The 16,002-nt window shown below is 74.3% G+C and carries 11 protein-coding genes; 6 read left to right on the top strand and 5 right to left on the bottom strand.

All coding sequences use genetic code 11. The annotated features are described in order from the left end of the window. Positions 1–3: 3 nt before the first annotated feature. Both ASD18_RS14415 and ASD18_RS14420 read right to left on the bottom strand, forming a co-directional pair. Positions 4–1,122, bottom strand: coding sequence for a winged helix DNA-binding domain-containing protein (locus ASD18_RS14415; RefSeq protein ID WP_056093245.1), 1,119 nt, complete (start codon positions 1,120–1,122; stop codon positions 4–6). A 36-nt stretch (positions 1,123–1,158) separates the two neighbouring features. Beyond that, entirely contained in the window at positions 1,159–1,737 is a 579-nt protein-coding gene (locus ASD18_RS14420) for a TetR/AcrR family transcriptional regulator (RefSeq protein WP_056093250.1), read from the bottom strand. A 74-nt stretch (positions 1,738–1,811) separates the two neighbouring features. Between ASD18_RS14420 and ASD18_RS14425 the strand changes: the two genes are divergently transcribed. The 3 genes from ASD18_RS14425 to ASD18_RS14435 all read left to right on the top strand — a co-directional run bounded on the left by ASD18_RS14425 (position 1,812) and on the right by ASD18_RS14435 (position 7,165). Beyond that, positions 1,812–2,222 (top strand): hypothetical protein, encoded by a 411-nt coding sequence (locus tag ASD18_RS14425; RefSeq protein WP_056093256.1) that lies wholly within the window; start codon positions 1,812–1,814, stop codon positions 2,220–2,222. Between the two features lie 63 nt (positions 2,223–2,285). Beyond that, complete coding sequence (locus ASD18_RS14430; protein WP_082574066.1) at positions 2,286–4,970, top strand: DNA translocase FtsK; 2,685 nt, start codon at positions 2,286–2,288, stop codon at positions 4,968–4,970. Next, the gene (locus tag ASD18_RS14435) at positions 4,967–7,165 is read left to right on the top strand and encodes a bifunctional diguanylate cyclase/phosphodiesterase (protein WP_056093730.1); all 2,199 of its coding nucleotides are present in this window, start codon (positions 4,967–4,969) and stop codon (positions 7,163–7,165) included. The genes ASD18_RS14430 and ASD18_RS14435 overlap by 4 nt, the downstream gene beginning before the upstream one ends. On the opposite strand, the gene ASD18_RS14440 is transcribed toward ASD18_RS14435, so the two are convergent. Further along, positions 7,155–8,459: a CapA family protein gene (locus tag ASD18_RS14440; protein WP_056093258.1), complete on the bottom strand. Its 1,305-nt coding sequence runs from the start codon at positions 8,457–8,459 to the stop codon at positions 7,155–7,157. The genes ASD18_RS14435 and ASD18_RS14440 overlap by 11 nt on opposite strands. Positions 8,460–8,514: 55 nt before the next feature. Here ASD18_RS14440 and pgsA point away from each other — a divergent pair, with 55 nt between their 5' ends. From pgsA to ASD18_RS14455, 3 genes are all read left to right on the top strand, one after another. Next, a complete protein-coding gene (pgsA, locus tag ASD18_RS14445; RefSeq protein WP_056093262.1) occupies positions 8,515–9,108 on the top strand; it encodes a CDP-diacylglycerol--glycerol-3-phosphate 3-phosphatidyltransferase in 594 nt (197 codons plus the stop codon). A 1-nt stretch (position 9,109) separates the two neighbouring features. After that, positions 9,110–9,583 (top strand): CinA family protein, encoded by a 474-nt coding sequence (locus ASD18_RS14450; RefSeq protein ID WP_056093264.1) that lies wholly within the window; start codon positions 9,110–9,112, stop codon positions 9,581–9,583. Between the two features lie 240 nt (positions 9,584–9,823). Then, on the top strand, positions 9,824–10,165 hold the full coding sequence (locus ASD18_RS14455; RefSeq protein ID WP_056093268.1) for a helix-turn-helix domain-containing protein: 342 nt from the start codon (positions 9,824–9,826) through the stop codon (positions 10,163–10,165). 141 nt (positions 10,166–10,306) lie between these two features. On the opposite strand, the gene ASD18_RS14460 is transcribed toward ASD18_RS14455, so the two are convergent. Both ASD18_RS14460 and ASD18_RS14465 read right to left on the bottom strand, forming a co-directional pair. After that, positions 10,307–11,068 (bottom strand): Fpg/Nei family DNA glycosylase, encoded by a 762-nt coding sequence (locus ASD18_RS14460; RefSeq protein WP_056093270.1) that lies wholly within the window; start codon positions 11,066–11,068, stop codon positions 10,307–10,309. 6 nt (positions 11,069–11,074) lie between these two features. Continuing rightward, positions 11,075–15,946, bottom strand: coding sequence for an ATP-dependent helicase (locus ASD18_RS14465; protein WP_056093273.1), 4,872 nt, complete (start codon positions 15,944–15,946; stop codon positions 11,075–11,077). Positions 15,947–16,002 lie beyond the last annotated feature (56 nt).

Raw genomic sequence — 16,002 nt, forward strand, 5'->3', positions numbered from 1 at the left:
CGATCATCCCGGGGTGGCGCCACGGAACGCCGCGAGACGCTCGTGCTCGACCTCCACGGCCTTCCTCGTGCGCGACGACCACGGCACCCACTCGTCCAGCTCGAGCGCGAGCGTCGCGCCCTTCGCGCGCGGCCGCCAGGTGCCGACCACCTCACCGTCCGCCAGGACCGCCCCAGGCCGGCCGATGCTGGGCCAGAGTGCCTTGTGGTGGGTCCTGTCCGGGACCAGGAGCTCGCGGTCGCGACCCTGCAGGAAGAGGTCGTACGGGCCGAGCAGCCGCACGAACGGGTCGCCGGGCGGGTCCTGGAGGGCCGGGAGGTCGTCGTCGAGGATCTCGGCCGGAGTCCCGTCGACGTCCACCTCGACCGCGTCGTCGGGCCATCGGGCGGACACGTCACCGAGCGTCGAGTCGAGGTAGACCGCAGCCTGCTTGCGGGTCAGTGGACCCAGCAGGTGCAGGAGGCCGCGCAGCACGTCGAGCGGGCCGTCGTCGCCGGCGGCGGGCCTGTCGAGCACCCCCACCTGACCGGCCGGCCACCGGGGGATGCGCCTCACGACCGGGGGAGACGTCCCGGGCTCGAGCTCGAGACCGGCGTGCAGGGCGGCGAGCCGGAACGTCATCTCGTACATGTGCGTCGCGCCGCAGCCCTCGCACCAGCGCAGGTAGGGCTCGGGCAGCTCGGCCGTCATCCGGGTGGACAGCGCGCCCTTGGCCATCGGCTCGTCCACGACCTCGTGCATGGTCCGCGAGACGGTGGCGAGCGCGTCGAGCACCTGGATGTCCGCGGCCGCGAGGGAGGCCGAGGCGTTGATCACGCGCTTCGCCGCGTCGGTCTCGGAGTACGGGCGCAGCGCCTTCTCGACGGCCGTCAGGTCCGACCGACGGTAGGCGTGCGGGGCGCCCCGCAGCGTCCACGCCAGCGCGAGCTCGTGCGGCCAGTCGCGTGCCGAGACGGGGACACCACGCACGGCCAGCGCCCACAGCGCGCCGTCCGGACCGGTGTCCTGCACGCCGTGGTCGAGGATCGCGGCGTCGTCGGGGCGTCGTCGGCTGCTGAGCGGGCGGTCCAGCTGCTGCGCGTGCACGCGGTACCGGAGGACCTTCTCTCGGGTCACGGCCATGGCTCCACCGTGGCACGAGGCGCCGACACGAGCAGGTCAGCCGCCGAGGATCCCCGGCCCGGCGGCACGGAGCACGCGGGTGTACCGGTCCGCCGCGCCGTCGGGGAGCATGCCGTCCAGCTCGAGCTCGACGAGCCCGTGCACCAGCGCCCACAGCCCGAGCGCAGGCTCCTGCGCAGCGGGAGGCTCCACCCCCAGCACGCGGGCGACGGCGTCGCGCAGGACGGAGAACGTCGCGCTCGCCGTGGCCGGACCCCGCGTCCCGTCCTGCAGCCCCGCACCGGCGGCGCCGAACATCACGCGGTAGAAGTGCGGACCGTCGAGCGCGTTCGCGCGGTACGCGAGCCCGAGCCCGAGCAGGTCGGCGGCCGCGTCGTCGGTGCGGGGGACCGCGGCGAGCCGCTCGGCGAAGCGCGCGAACGCCTCGTCGCCGACGGCACGCACCAGGTCCTCCCGGCTGCCGAACAGCGAGTAGACCGCGGACGCCGACGTGCCGGCGCGAGCGGCGAGGTCGCGGACGGTGAGCGCACCCGCTCCTGCGGTCGCGACGATCGCACCCGCCTCCTCGAGGAGGCGGGTGCGCAGGGCGTCGTCGTGCACGCGGGGCCGGGCCACCGGGCGAGTCTAGGGGGTTGACGCGGGTTTGTGAACGCTGTTCTATAACACTGTTCACAAACGAGGAGACTCCGATGATCGAGCTGACCGACGCCGCCAGGATCACCGCCGGGGCCGTGGCGCTCTCGGTGGTCGCGATCGAGTCCGGGGGCGCCTTCCTGCTGCGCGTCGCCACCGGGAAGGAGCAGGCGACCGCGTTCCAGAAGAGCTTCTACCGGGCCGGCCACGCGCACGCCGGGGTGCTGGTCACGCTCGGGCTCGTCTGCCTGCTGCTGGGGGAGGCCACGTCGCTGGACGGGTTCTGGCGCTGGCTGGCGCAGACGGGGGTGCTGCTCGCGGCGATCGTGATGTCCGCCGGGTTCTTCCTCTCCGCCCTGGGCCGCGGCCGGGAGACGCCGAACAGGGCCGTGGTGCTCCTCGGGGTGGGGGCCGTGCTGCTCGCTGCGGGGGTCGTGACCCTGGGCGTCGGGCTGCTGCTCGGGTGATCGCGCGGCCGACACGCGCCCCGGCGCGCCCGTCTGGTCGGTCGCCCGGCTACTTTGAGGACCATGGCGACTCGTACGTCCACCCCTCGCGCCCGCTCCGGTGCGCCGGCGACGTCGCGCGCCTCCGGCAAGCCCACCGGCAAGGCGACCGGATCGTCCCGCCCGCAGGGGCGCAGACCCGCTCCGCCGCCGTCCCGGCCGGCCCTGCCGGTGCGCATCGTCAAGGGCGTCTTCATGGGCACCGCGCACCTCGTCGGGGGCACCGCGCGCCGCGTCGGCAAGGGTGCTCGAGACCTGGACCCCTCGCACCGGCGCGACGGCCTGGCGTTCACGCTCCTCGGCCTGGCCATCGTCATCGCCGCGCGTGAGTGGTGGGACCTGTCCGGCACCGCGGGCACGGTCGTGCACAACGTCGTGGCGGGGACCTTCGGCATGGTCGGCGTCGTCGTCCCGCTCGTCCTGCTCGGGCTCGCCATCCGGCTGATGCGCCACCCGGAGCGGGTCGAGGCCAACGGGCGCATCGTGATCGGGCTCGGCGCGATCACGCTCGCGGTGTGCGGGCTCGTGCAGATCGCCGCCAGCCTGCCCAACACGGACGACTTCCCCGCCCTGCGGCTGGCGGGCGGCATGGTCGGATTCCTGGTCGGCACGCCGCTGGCCAGCCTGATCACCCCCGGTGTGGCGGTCGCTCTGCTGATCCTCCTGGCGTTCTTCGGGGTCCTCGTCGTCACCGCGACGCCCGTGCACCAGGTGATCCCGCGGCTGCGCGGCGTCTACGACAAGCTCACCGGCAACCACCGCGACCCTGCCGCGGACGCGGAGGTCGAGGACGACGCGCCCCTCGTCATCAACGCCTTGCACACCGCCGTCCCCGAGATCGAGGCACCGCCGAAGAAGCGCGGGCTGCTCGGGCGCAAGCGTGCGCGGGCGGACCAGGTGGACGAGCCCGAGGACACCCGGCTCGACGGGTACGACGGCGACGAGGCGTTCGCCCGCGCGGCCATCGTCGCGGCCGCGGAGGCCGAGGCGGAGGCGCAGCTCGCGCGCGACGCCGCGCCGGACACGGTGCCCACCACGGTCGTCGCCAAGACCCCGCTCGTCGCACCCGAGACCACGCCCGTGCCGCGCGGTGAGCAGCCGATGCTGGGCGGCGACGTGCTCTACACGCTGCCCGCGGAGGACGCCCTGGCCAAGGGTGCGCCGCACAAGGTGCGCTCGGCCGCCAACGACCGCGTCGTCGAGTCGCTCACCTCCGTGCTCGAGGCGTTCGAGATCGACGCCCAGGTCACAGGCTTCACGCGCGGTCCGACCGTCACGCGGTACGAGGTCGAGCTGGGTCGGTCGGTCAAGGTCGAGCGGGTCACCGCGCTGAGCAAGAACATCGCCTACGCGGTGGCCAGTGCGGACGTGCGCATCCTGTCGCCGATCCCCGGCAAGTCGGCCATCGGCATCGAGATCCCCAACACCGACCGCGAGACCGTGTCGCTGGGTGACGTGCTGCGCTCCAGCGCGGCCAAGCGCACCGAGCACCCGATGGTGATCGGCGTCGGCAAGGACGTCGAGGGCGGGTACGTCACCGCCAACCTGGCCAAGATGCCCCACCTGCTGGTGGCCGGCGCCACCGGCGCGGGCAAGTCCAGCTTCGTCAACTCGATGATCGTCTCGATCCTCATGCGCGCCACGCCCGACGAGGTGCGCATGGTGCTCGTCGACCCCAAGCGCGTCGAGCTGACCGTCTACGAGGGCATCCCGCACCTGATCACCCCGATCATCACGAACCCGAAGAAGGCCGCCGAGGCGCTCGAGTGGGTGGTGCGCGAGATGGAGGCGCGCTACGACGACCTCGCGAACTTCGGCTTCAAGCACATCGACGACTTCAACACCGCCGTCCGCGCGGGCAAGGTCAAGCCGCTGCCGGGGTCCGAGCGCAAGATCGCCACGTACCCGTACCTGCTGGTGGTCGTCGACGAGCTCGCCGACCTGATGATGGTGGCCCCGCGCGACGTCGAGGCCTCCATCCAGCGCATCACGCAGCTGGCCCGTGCAGCCGGCATCCACCTGGTGCTCGCCACGCAGCGCCCGAGCGTGGACGTGGTCACCGGCCTGATCAAGGCGAACGTGCCGTCCCGGCTGGCGTTCGCGACCAGCTCCCTCACCGACTCCCGCGTGGTGCTCGACCAGCCCGGCGCCGAGAAGCTCATCGGGCAGGGTGACGCGCTGTTCCTGCCGATGGGTGCGGCCAAGCCGATGCGTACGCAGGGCGCCTGGGTGTCCGAGTCGGAGATCCACGCGGTCGTCGAGCACGTGAAGAAGCAGCTCAAGCCCTCGTACCGCAAGGACGTCGTCGTCGCGGCGGTGAAGAAGACGGTCGACGAGGACATCGGCGACGACCTCGACCTGCTGCTCCAGGCCGCCGAGCTGGTGGTCACGACGCAGTTCGGGTCGACGTCCATGCTCCAGCGCAAGCTGCGGGTCGGCTTCGCCAAGGCGGGCCGCCTGATGGACCTGCTCGAGTCGCGCGAGATCGTGGGGCCGTCCGAGGGCTCCAAGGCGCGCGAGGTGCTGGTCCAGGCCGACGACCTGCCGGGGACGCTCGCCATGCTGCGGGGCGCGCCCGGCGAGGAGGAGGACGACCGGTACGCCATGGGCGCTGACGGCGCCCTGCCGGGCGAGCCGCCGGTGGCGACCGACTACTTCGACGGTGCGGAGGAGGACGACGCCGGGCAGTGGTCCGGCGGGGGTCGGTGAACGGCCCGTTCTCCGGCCCCTGGGGGGTCGTCAGCACGGTGATCGCGATCGTCGCGATCGCGGCGCTCATCGCCGTCCTCATCCTGCTCGGCAAGCAGCGCGCGCAGGTCCGTCGGGCGAACGAGCTGCTGGAGCTGTCCCGGGAGCTACGGCACCGCTACGACGCCCTGCAGGCCGTGACCAAGGAGGGCGTCCTCGTCCAGTCGTTGTCCGGCCGGGTGCTGGACATCTCGGAGCGCGCGGCGGCGATCCTCGGCATCGACGCCGCCTCGGCCGTGGGTCGCTCGGTGGCCGACCTGCCGGTCGTCCTCGTCAACGAGATGGGTCTGGCCATGAACCCGGCGGCGGTCCTCGGGCACCGCTCGGGCGTCGCGCGCGCGGGGTGGACCGTGGACTCGGAGCTCGTCGGCGTCGCGCTCCCCGGGACCGACACCACGCAGGCGCGCATGGTGCAGGTGGCCAGCCAGCTGGTGCCGGCCGGCGACGGCGACGCCGCGGCGGTGCTGACCACGCTCGTCGACGTCACCGGCAGGCGCGAGGTCGAGGCGGCCCTGTCTCGCAGCGAGATGCAGTTCCGGGTCGCGATGGAGAACGCGCCGATCGGCATGGCGCTCGTCGACGTCGAGTGGCGGATCGTCGAGGCGAACGCCGCGTTCGCCGAGCTGCTGGGCACGAGCGTCGGAGCCCTGCGCGGGTACCGGATGGAGGACCTCAGCACGCCCGAGGGCCGCCCCGCCGAGCGCCTCGAGGTCGACCGGCTGCTCGGCGGCGGGCAGCACCGGTTCTCGCTCGAGAAGCGCTACCAGCGGGCCGACGGGCACGAGGTCTGGGTCGCGCTCGACGCCGCACTGGTGCGGACACCCACCGGGGCCCCCGACCACTTCGTCGTCCAGGTGCGGGACTCCACCGAGTCGCGGCTGCAGGCCGAGATGCTCACCCACCGCGCCATGCACGACCCCCTGACCGGGCTGGCCAACCGCACGCTGCTCCAGGAGGTGCTGCAGGCGGTGCTGGAGCAGCCGGGGGTGGTCGACCGCGTGGCGGTGCTGGCCTGCGACCTGGACGGGTTCAAGGAGATCAACGACCGGTACGGGCACGCGGCGGGCGACGAGGTGCTGGTGCACGTCGCCGGCGTGCTGCGCGCCGCGACCGCCCGACGCGGCACGGTCGCGCGGCTCGGTGGCGACGAGTTCGTGGTCGTCGTGCAGGACCTCGACGGTCCACGGGCGGTGTTCGAGGTGGCTTCCGCCATCCATGCCGGGCTGCAGGAGGCGGTCCGGGTGGGCCGGCGCCGGCTGAACGTGGCCGCGAGCATCGGCATCGCGATCGCGGACCCCGACTCGATCGAGGGTGGCGCGCCGGGCCTGCTGGCCGCCGCGGACGCCGCCCTCTACCGCGCCAAGGGCTCGGGCCGCGGTCGCACGGAGGTCTACGAGTCCTCGATGACGATGGGGTCGGCCTCCGACCTGCACCGCGAGCTCGCGGCGGCGATCGCCGAGGACCAGCTGGTGGTCCACTACCAGCCGATCGTCGACCTCTCCGACGCGCGCGTCGTCGGCTACGAGGCCTTGGTGCGGTGGGAGCACCCGCAGCGGGGTCTCCTGCTGCCGGCCTCGTTCCTCTCGCTCATCCAGGAGGCGGGGATGTCGGTCGCGCTCGGGCAGCTGGTGGCCACGCGCGTCGTCGAGTTCGTCGCCTCCATCCACGACCGCACGCGCTGGGTGTCCGTGAACGTCTCGGCGGACCAGCTGGGCGACGGGGAGTTCGCGACGACCCTGCTGGCGGAGATCTCCCGGCACCGGCTCACCGCGGGCCGGATCGTCGTGGAGCTCACCGAGTCCTCGCTCGTCGCGTCCGGCACGCGCATCCGCCACGAGCTCACGCAGCTGTCCGCGGCGGGCGTGCCCATCCTGCTCGACGACTTCGGCACCGGCGTCTCACCGCTCTCGTACCTGCGGGACCTTCCGGTGGCGGGCGTGAAGCTCGACATGTCGTTCACGTCCGGGATCCCCGAGGACCCCACCGCCGGCAAGGTCGCGCGGGCGCTCGGTGCGCTGGCGCGCGAGCTGGCGATGGTGACCATCGCCGAGGGCATCGAGCACGAGGAGCAGGCCGAGTACCTGCACCGCAACGGCTGGCGCTACGGGCAGGGCTGGCTGTACGGCAGCGCCCAGCCGGGCGACATCAGCCGCTGACGCGAGGGACCACGTACGGCACGACGCCGGTGGGCGTGAGCGGGGTGACGCGCTGCGGTGCTCCAGTGCCCGCCGCCTCGACGACCGCCGCGGTCCGGTCCGCCACCTGCGCGGCGCTCAGCGTGCTGGTCCCACCGGCGATGTCGACGAGCGCGTGCACCTGGTGGCCACCCAGTCGGTCGACGGTGATGGGGGTCCACTCCACCCCGGTGACCCGCGCCGGGCCGGCGGGCCGCCCTTCGGCCGGGAACGCGCCGGTGGCTTCGACGTGCGCCGTGAGCAGCAGGCCCGAGGACGTCTTCGGCGAGCAGCACTCGCCGTCCTGGTTCGAGACGTAGTTGCCGAGGCCGTACGCCACCCACATGCCCTCGCCGCGGGGTCCGCCGGTCAGGTGCGCCACCGGCTGCGGGACGTGCGCGTGGTGGCCGATGACCAGGTCGAACACCCCGGAGTCGGCCAGCTGCTGGTCGATCGCCACCTGCTCGGGCGTCGGCTCCGTCTGGTACTCGACGCAGCAGTGGACGCTGGCGATCACCAGGTCGGCACCCGCCGCACGCGCCGCGGTCGCCTGCGCCACCATCGCCGGCACGTCGACGAGGTTCACCGACCACGGCTTGTCGGCGTCGACCGGCATACCGTTGGTCCCGTAGGTCGCGGCGATCTGGGCGACCGTGATCGTGCGACCGCCGCGGTCGAGCCGGTAGAGCTGCGGCTGGGACTGCTCGACCGCGTTCCGCGCGGTGCCGACGTGCCCCAGACCCGCCGCGTCGAGCGCGTCCAGCGTGGCCGTCACCCCGGCGAACCCGCGGTCGACCGAGTGGTTCGACGCCGTCGAGCACCCGTCCCACCCCTGGGCCTTCAGCGAGCTCGCGATCTGCGGGGGCGTGCCGAACAGCGGGTAGCCGCTCGGCGTGGTGCCGGGGGGCGTGACGGCGACCTCGAGATGGCACAGCGCGAGATCGGCGCCCTGGATCCACGGGTTCATCGGGCCGAGCACGGGGCCGAAGTCGTAGCCCGAGGCGGTGCGGGCGCTCGAGAGCACCGGCAGGTGGGGGAGCACGTCTCCGGCGGCGACGATCGAGAACGCGGCGTCGGGGTCGGGGGTGGGCGTCGGCGTGGGCGTCGGCGAGCCGTCGGGGCTCTGCGACGGCGCGGCGGTGGTCGCTGCGATGACCGGCGGGCGCGAGGGGTGCAGTGCGGCCGCCACCGCTCCGAGACTCACGAGGAGCAGCAGGAGGAGTGCGAGGCCTGCGACGAGGGGACGCCGACGTCCGGCGCGGGCGTGGCGAGTCACACGCGGACTCTATGCGGTGAACGGGGCATGACCTGCGCCCCTCTAGGCTGTCCGGGTGGTCGACGCCGTACCCTCCGCCTGGAACCTGGCGAACGTAGTCACGGTGCTGCGCATCGCGCTGGTGCCGTTCTTCGCCTGGGCTCTCCTGGTCGACGGCGGGCACACCACCACCGGCCGGCTGATCGCGACCGCGCTGTTCGTGGTGGCGGCCGCGACCGACCGCGTCGACGGCTGGCTCGCTCGCCGCTCTGGCCAGGTCACCGACCTCGGCAAGATGCTCGACCCCATCGCGGACAAGGTGCTCATCGGCACCGCCCTCGTCCTGCTGTCGTGGCTCGGCGACCTGCCGTGGTGGGTGACCGTGGTCATCCTCGTGCGCGAGCTCGGCATCACGGCGATGCGGTTCTTCCTCCTGCGGTTCGTGGTGCTCCCGGCCTCCCGCGGCGGCAAGCTGAAGACGGTGCTGCAGTCGGTGGCGATCGGGCTCTACCTCCTGCCGCTGGACGTGCTGCCCGGGTTCGTCGAGGTCGTCGCCGCGATCGTCATGGGTGCGGCGCTGGTGGTGACCGTGGTGACCGGCCTGGACTACGCGCGGACGGGCCTGCAGATCCGCCGGACCGCCAGCCACCCACCCGCCGCAGGGCTGTGACGTGTCGCTCGCGGCCGACCTCCTCGCGGCCCTCGGCGCCCGCGGCTGGTCGCTGGGCGTCGCCGAGTCGCTGACCGGTGGGCTCGTGTCCGCCGCCCTCGTCGACGTGCCCGGGGCCTCGACGGTCCTGCGTGGGGCTGTCGTGGCCTACGCGACCGATCTCAAAGGCGCTCTGCTCGACGTGGACCGCGCGCTGCTGGCGGCCAGGGGCGCCGTCGACCCGGACGTCGCCCGCGCCATGGCGGCGGGGGCACGCCGGCGGCTCGGGGCGGACGTCGGACTGGCGACCACCGGCGTCGCCGGGCCTGATCCGCAGGACGGGCACCCGCCCGGAACGGTCCACGTCGCGGTCGCGACACCGGAGGGAACCCGCGTGGAGTCGCTCCAGCTCGTCGGGTCCCGAGCAGCCGTCAGGGCGCAGACGGTGGACGCCGTCCTGGCGCTGGGGGTGGAGTTCGTGCGGCGTTCGGGGTGAATCTGGGCGCGGCGACGGGCCGTGGGTCTCCGGAGCGGGAACACTCCGAGGTGTCGCATCGTTGGAACGTCCGTGATGAGCACTCGACCCCCGGCACGACGCATGCCGTCGCGTGTCGGCGGTGCAAGGTACGGTGGAATCCTCCCGGCGAAGGTTTCTGGGGTTCCAGTGGTCCCGGGTCCCCAGCGGATCCCGGTTCCCGGCAAGGATGTGGCACGTGACGCGAGAGGGGGAGCCCGGATGGTTGTACTCCGTCGAGAGATCGGCGATGTGCTGCGGGATGCGCGACAGCGCCAGGGGCGCACCCTGCGCGAGGTGTCGTCGGCAGCCCGCGTCTCGCTCGGGTATCTGAGCGAGGTGGAGCGGGGCCAGAAGGAGGCGTCCTCGGAGCTGCTCAACAGCATCTGCGAGGCGCTCGACGTCCCGATGTCGCTCGTCCTGCGCGAGGTCAGTGACCGCGTGGCCGTCGCCGAGGGTCTGCTGATCCCCGACACGGTGCCCGCGGACCTCGCGGCGTCGGTGGCCAGCGCCACCGACTTCGGGTGGGCGCGGTCGCGGTCGGAGCTCGCCGCCATCAGCTGAGGTAGTTCGTGGATGATCGGGCGGGTTCCCCGTCCGGTCGACGGGTCGTCTTCGGGCGCCCGCGACGACGGACAGCGATGTCCGTTCGTCCACCTGCACGGTCCGTGGGCCCCCGCCCGCGGGCCGTTGCGCGTTCCGGGGTCAGCCAGGGTTCGCCTGGCACCGCGGGCAGTAGAAGATCGGGCGCTCCATCGGCGGCCTGCGCGCCTGCCCGACGGCGATCGGCCTCCCGCAGCGGTGGCACGGCTGTCGCGCCCTGCCGTGCACGTGCCCGGGTGGCCTGCCGTCGGCGACCGCCCGTTGCAGCTGCCGGCGAGCGACCGACAGCAGCCGACCCGGCTCCTCGACCTCGTCGGCAGGCGTCCACGGCCAGAGCCGCTCCGCGAACAGGGACTCGGCCGCGAAGATCGTGCCGATGCCCGCGGCGACGGTCTGGTCCAGCAGCACCTCCGCCGCGGGGGTCGACCCGCGGGCCGCCCACCGCCGCAGCGCCTCGTCCAGGTCGAACGCCTCCGCCAGCATGTCCGGCCCCAGGTGCCCGATCAGGGTGTGCTCGTCGCGGGTGCGCACCACGTCGAGCATGCCCAGGTGGTACCCGACCGTGGTCCAGTCCGCGGTGGCCAGCACCGCGCGGACCTGGGGGGACCGGGCGGCCGCCTCGGGTGAGCCGGTGCGGGCGATGCGCCAGTACCCCTCCATGCGCAGGTGCGTGTGCAGGGTGCGGCCGTCGTCGAACCGGGTGAGCAGGTGCTTGCCGTACGACCGGGTCTCGAGAACGGTGCGGCCGACGAGGTCCACGGTCGCGGCGGTCGGCCAGCGCAGGTCGGACCGCACCAGCTGCTGTCCGCCGAGCGCGAGCTGGAACCGGTCGGCGGTCCGGCGCAGGATGTCGCCCTCAGGCACGGCGCCTCACGACTGGCGCAGCCGCAGGCCGCGCGGGGTGGTGGCGAACCCGGCGGCGCCGAGCGCCTTCCCGAGCGGGCTGTGCAGGGCGCCCTCGAGGACGTCGACGCCGTCGACCCGCACGATCGTGAGCCGGCCGGTGTGCCGGGTCCGGACCGTCGTCGCGAGCCCCTCGGCGGCGGCCTCCAGGACGCCGGCGTCGGACGTGAACGACAGCGCGGTCCGTCCGCCGCGCTCCAGGTAGAGCACGAGCGCGCCGTCGACGAGCACCACGAGCGCGCCTGCCTTGCGACCGGGTCGGTGCCGACCTGCGCCGTTGTCGGTGGTGTCGGGACCGGCGACCGGCCACGGCAGCGACGCGCCGTACGGGTTCGCGGGGTCCGTCGCTGCGAGCACGACGACCTGGAGATCGGTGGGGCCGTCCTCGTCGGCGGAGCGCTCGACCACCTGGGCGTCGACCCGCAGGCGGTCGACCGCCCCCGGTAGCGCGAACTGGGAGCCGCCGAGCCGTTCGACGAAGTAGCCGCGGCGCACCTGTCCGCCCTGCTCCAGCGCCGAGAGCACGCGATAGACGTCGGCGAACCGGGCGCCGATCCCCTCGGCCGGGGCGACCGCGCGGGTGAGGATGCCGTGCCGGTCGAGCAGCTGTGCGGCCAGGGCGTGCGCGCGGAGGGTCGGGTCGGACTCGCGCGCGGGCAGGAGCGACCAGCGTCCGCCGCTCGCGGCTCCGTTGAGCCCGAGCGCGCTGGACCGTGTGCCGGGGTCGCCGGCGAGCTGGACGGCCGCGCGCAGGCCGAGCCGGGGGCGCAGCGGCCGCCCGCGCGGAGTGGCGGACTTGGTGCGGTGGGCCGTGCTCCCGGTGCCCAGCCAGGCGCGCAGTGGTGCGAGGCCGTCGTTGGTCACGTGGCCGGTCCAGACGAGGTCCCACACCGCGTTCGCCACGTCGGCCTGCGACGGCGACGCCTCGTCGGGGCGCAGCTGGCGGACGCGCTCGGCCAGCGCACCGAGGAACCAGGCGCCACCGCCACCGAGCGCCTCGAGGATCGCGGCGTGCAGGGGGGAGTCGGGCGCGGCCTCCGCGGCGGGGAGCGTGAGGTCGGCGACCGCGGCGGGATGCACCGAGACCAGCCCGTCGTGTCCGGCGAGCGACCCGTGACCGGCCCAGATGACCTCTCCCGCGGCGGTGAGCTCGTCGAGCATCGCCGGGCTGTAGTCGATCACGCGCGCCGGCAGGACGTGGGTCTCGAGCGCCGACGCCGGCAGGACCGCGCCGGCGAGCTGTTCGACCACGCGCGCGACGCCGTCCACGCCCCGCAGCGTGCCGGTGGCCGAGCCGCGGCCGGACCGACCGACGGGCTGGACGCCCTGCCAGCGCGGGAGGAACACCCCGAGGGCCTGCGGATCGACCGGCTCGACCTCGGCCCGCAGCGCGGCGAGCGACCGGCGCCGCAGCGTCCGCAGCACGTCGGCGTCGCAGAACTCGTCGCCGGTACCCCCGAGCACGTCCGGCCGCAGCCTGCCCTGGACCAGGACGCCGAGGCCTTCGAGCCGGCGCAGCGTCTCGGCGACGACCGCGACACCCCACCCGAACCGCGTGGCCGCCTGGGCCGCCGTGAACGGCCCGTGCGTCCGGGCGTGGCGGCGCAGGAGGTCGCCCACGGGGTCCGGCACCACCTCGGTGAACACCTCGGGCACCCCGACCGGCAGGGCGACCCCGAGCGCGTCGCGCAGCCGACCGGCGTCCTCGACGGCCGCCCACTGCTCCGCCCGCTCGGGTGCCACGCCACCGAGCCGCACGCGGATCAGGCGTCGCGCACCCTCGAGGTCGGTCAACCACGCCGGCACCTGCTCGCGGACCTCCGGCTTCGTGCGCTCGGCCAGCTCGCCGGCGGTGAGCGGTCCGTGCCGCCGGACGGCGTCGGCCAGCTGCTCGAGCGTGCCCGCCTGCCGGTCCGGCGCGCGGCCGCTGAGCTCGGCCTCGGTGCGCAGGACGGCGTCCGGGTCGAGGAGATCGGCCAGCTGGGACTCGCCGCCCTGGCCCAGCAGCTCGGCGAGCAGCGTGGGGTCGAGCGTGAGGGCGGCGGCGCGACGCTCGGCCAGGGGCGCGTCGCCGTCGTACAGGAACTGGGCGGTGTACCCGAACAGCAGGGACTGCGCGAAGGGCGACGGCTGGGTGGTGGTCACCTCGACCACCCGGATCTTGCGGGACGCGACGTCCCGCATGAGCGTGGTGAGCGCCTCCGTGTCGAAGTCGTCCTGGAGGCACTCCCGGACCGCCTCGAGCAGGATCGGGAAGTCGGGGTAGGCGGAGGCGACGGAGAGCAGCTGCGCCGAGCGCTGCCGCTGCTGCCAGAGCGGCTGGCGGCGGTCGGGGCGGCGCCGGGGGAGCAGCAGGGCGCGGCTCGCGGCCTCGCGGAAGCGCGCGCCGAACATGGCCGACGAGCCGAGCTCGGCCTGCACCGAGTCGAGCACCTCGTCGGGGTCGAGGAAGAGCGATGCCAGGTCGATCGCCGGACCGGTCTGCTCGGCCCAGGGGTCGTCGACGCCGAACCCCGCGTCCAGCCCCCCGTCCAGCATGTCGGGCAGGCGCAGGACGATCCCGTCGTCCGAGTGCATCGCGGCCGCGTCGACGCCGTACCGCTCGCGCAGCCGCGCACCGATGACGATCGCCCACGGGGCGTGCACCCGCGCGCCGTACGGCGAGTGCAGGACCACCCGCCAGTCGCCCAGCTCGTCGCGGAACCGCTCGACCACGAGCACGACGTCGGTGGGGACCTCGCCGGTCGCCTCACGCTGCTCGCGCAGGTAGGTGAGCAGGTTGTCGGCCGCCCACGGGTCCAGCCCGGCCGCCTCGACGCGCGCGCGGGCGTCGTCGTCGGAGAGCGCGCCGAGCTCGCGGACCCAGCCCCCCATCGCCTGCCCCAGCTCGGCGGGCCGGCCCTGCGAGTCGCCCTTCCAGAACGGCAGCCGGCCCGGGACGCCGGGCGCCGGCGTGACCAGCACCCGGTCCGGGGTGATGTCGTCGATCCGCCAGGTGCTGGAGCCCAGGGTGAACATGTCGCCGACCCGCGACTCGTAGACCATCTCCTCGTCGAGCTCGCCGACGCGCTTGCCGCCGCGCACCGTGCCGCCCGAGCGCTCGGCATCGACCGGGACGTCGCTGGTGGTCGCACCGCTGGCCAGGAACACGCCGAACAGGCCGCGGTCGGGGATGGTGCCGCCGCTGGTGACCGCGAGCCGCAGCGCGCCCGGTCGGCCGCTGAGGACGTCGCGCACCCGGTCCCACACCAGCCGGGGCCGCAGCTCCGCGAACTCCTCGCTCGGGTACCGCCCGGCCAGCATGTCGAGCACCGCGCGCAGGGTCGCGTCGCCGAGCCCGGAGAACGGGGACGCCCGCCGCACCACGACCGCCAGCTCCTCGAGCGACCAGTCCTCGACCGCCACCATCGCCACGATCTGCTGCGCGAGCACGTCGAGCGGGTTGCGCGGGATCCGCATCGTCTCGAGAGCCCCGTCCCGCATCCGCTGCGCCGTGACCGCCGCCGGGACCAGCTCGCCCCGGAACGTCGGGAACACGATCCCGCGGGAGACGGCACCCACCTGGTGCCCGGCCCGGCCGACGCGCTGCAGCCCGCTGGCCACCGACGGCGGCGAGCCCACCTGCACCACCAGGTCGATGGCGCCCATGTCGATCCCGAGCTCCAGCGAGCTCGTCGCGACGACGGCGGGCAGGAGCCCGGCCTTGAGCTCGGACTCGGTCCGGGTCCGCTCCGCGCGGCTCATCGAGCCGTGGTGCGCCCGCGCGAGGATCGTCGTGGCGTCCCGGGTGTCGACGCCGACCGCCGTCCCCGACTGCGCCGGCACCGCGGCCGCGCGCAGCGTCGCGGGGTCCGGTACGTCCTCGCCCGAGCGCTCGGCCCAGACCTCGTTCATCCGTGCCGTCAGCCGCTCGGCGCCGCGTCGCGAGTTGGTGAACACGAGGGTGGACCGGTGCTGGGCCACGAGGTCGACGACGCGCTCCTCGACGTGCGGCCAGATCGACGGGCGGGGCAGCGGTCCGGCCGCCGCGCCGGACAGGTCGAGGTCCGGCGTCACCTCGGTGCCGCGCAGGTCCGACAGGTCCGGCACGGGCACGACGACGTCGACCACGATCTTCTTGGTCGACGGCGGCTGCACCACGACGACCGGCCGGCCCCGGTCGGCGGTCGAGCGCGCGCCGCCGAGGAACTCCGCGACCGCGTCGACGGGGCGGACGGTGGCCGACAGGCCGATGCGCTGCACCGGCCCGGGACCCCCGGGGTGGTCGAGCAGGGCATCGAGCCGTTCCAGCGAGAGGGCGAGGTGCGCACCACGCTTGGTGCCGGCGACCGCGTGGATCTCGTCGACGATCACCGTCCGCACCCCGGCGAGCCCCGCCCGAGCGCCCGACGTGAGCACCAGGTAAAGCGACTCGGGGGTGGTGATGAGGATGTCCGGCGGCTTCGTCGCGAAGGCCCGGCGCTCGTTCGGTGGTGTGTCGCCGGTGCGGATGCCGACGGTGACGTCCGGGAGCTCGAGGCCCAGCCGGGTCGCTGCCTGCCGGATGCCGACCAGGGGGGAGCGCAGGTTGCGCTCGACGTCCGTGGCGAGCGCCTTGAGCGGGGAGACGTACAGCACGCGGCACCGCTCGACGGGATCGTCGGACCGCTCGCCCGTCAGGAGCCCGTCCAGCGCCCACAGGAACGCGGCGAGCGTCTTGCCGGACCCCGTGGGGGCGACGACCAGGGCGTGGTCGCCGCCGGCCACCGCCGTCCACGCCCCGAGCTGCGCGGTCGTGGGCTCGGCGAACGCACCCGTGAACCAGGTCCTGGTCGGGTCGGAGAAGCGGTCGAGCACCACCCGGCCATTGTGTCGGCCCCCACCGACACCCGCGCGCCTCGCGGGGTGGCAGGCTG

The sequence above is a fragment of the Cellulomonas sp. Root137 genome, assembly GCF_001426725.1.
In the GTDB taxonomy this organism is placed as follows: domain Bacteria; phylum Actinomycetota; class Actinomycetes; order Actinomycetales; family Cellulomonadaceae; genus Cellulomonas.

Excerpts from the sequence above, each read along its gene's own strand:
- ASD18_RS14415 (WP_056093245.1), bottom strand. The coding sequence starts at position 1,122 with ATGGCCGTGACCCGAGAGAAGGTCCTCCGGTACCGCGTGCACGCGCAG.
- ASD18_RS14425 (WP_056093256.1), top strand. The coding sequence starts at position 1,812 with ATGATCGAGCTGACCGACGCCGCCAGGATCACCGCCGGGGCCGTGGCG.
- ASD18_RS14430 (WP_082574066.1), top strand. The coding sequence starts at position 2,286 with ATGGCGACTCGTACGTCCACCCCTCGCGCCCGCTCCGGTGCGCCGGCG.
- ASD18_RS14455 (WP_056093268.1), top strand. The coding sequence starts at position 9,824 with ATGGTTGTACTCCGTCGAGAGATCGGCGATGTGCTGCGGGATGCGCGA.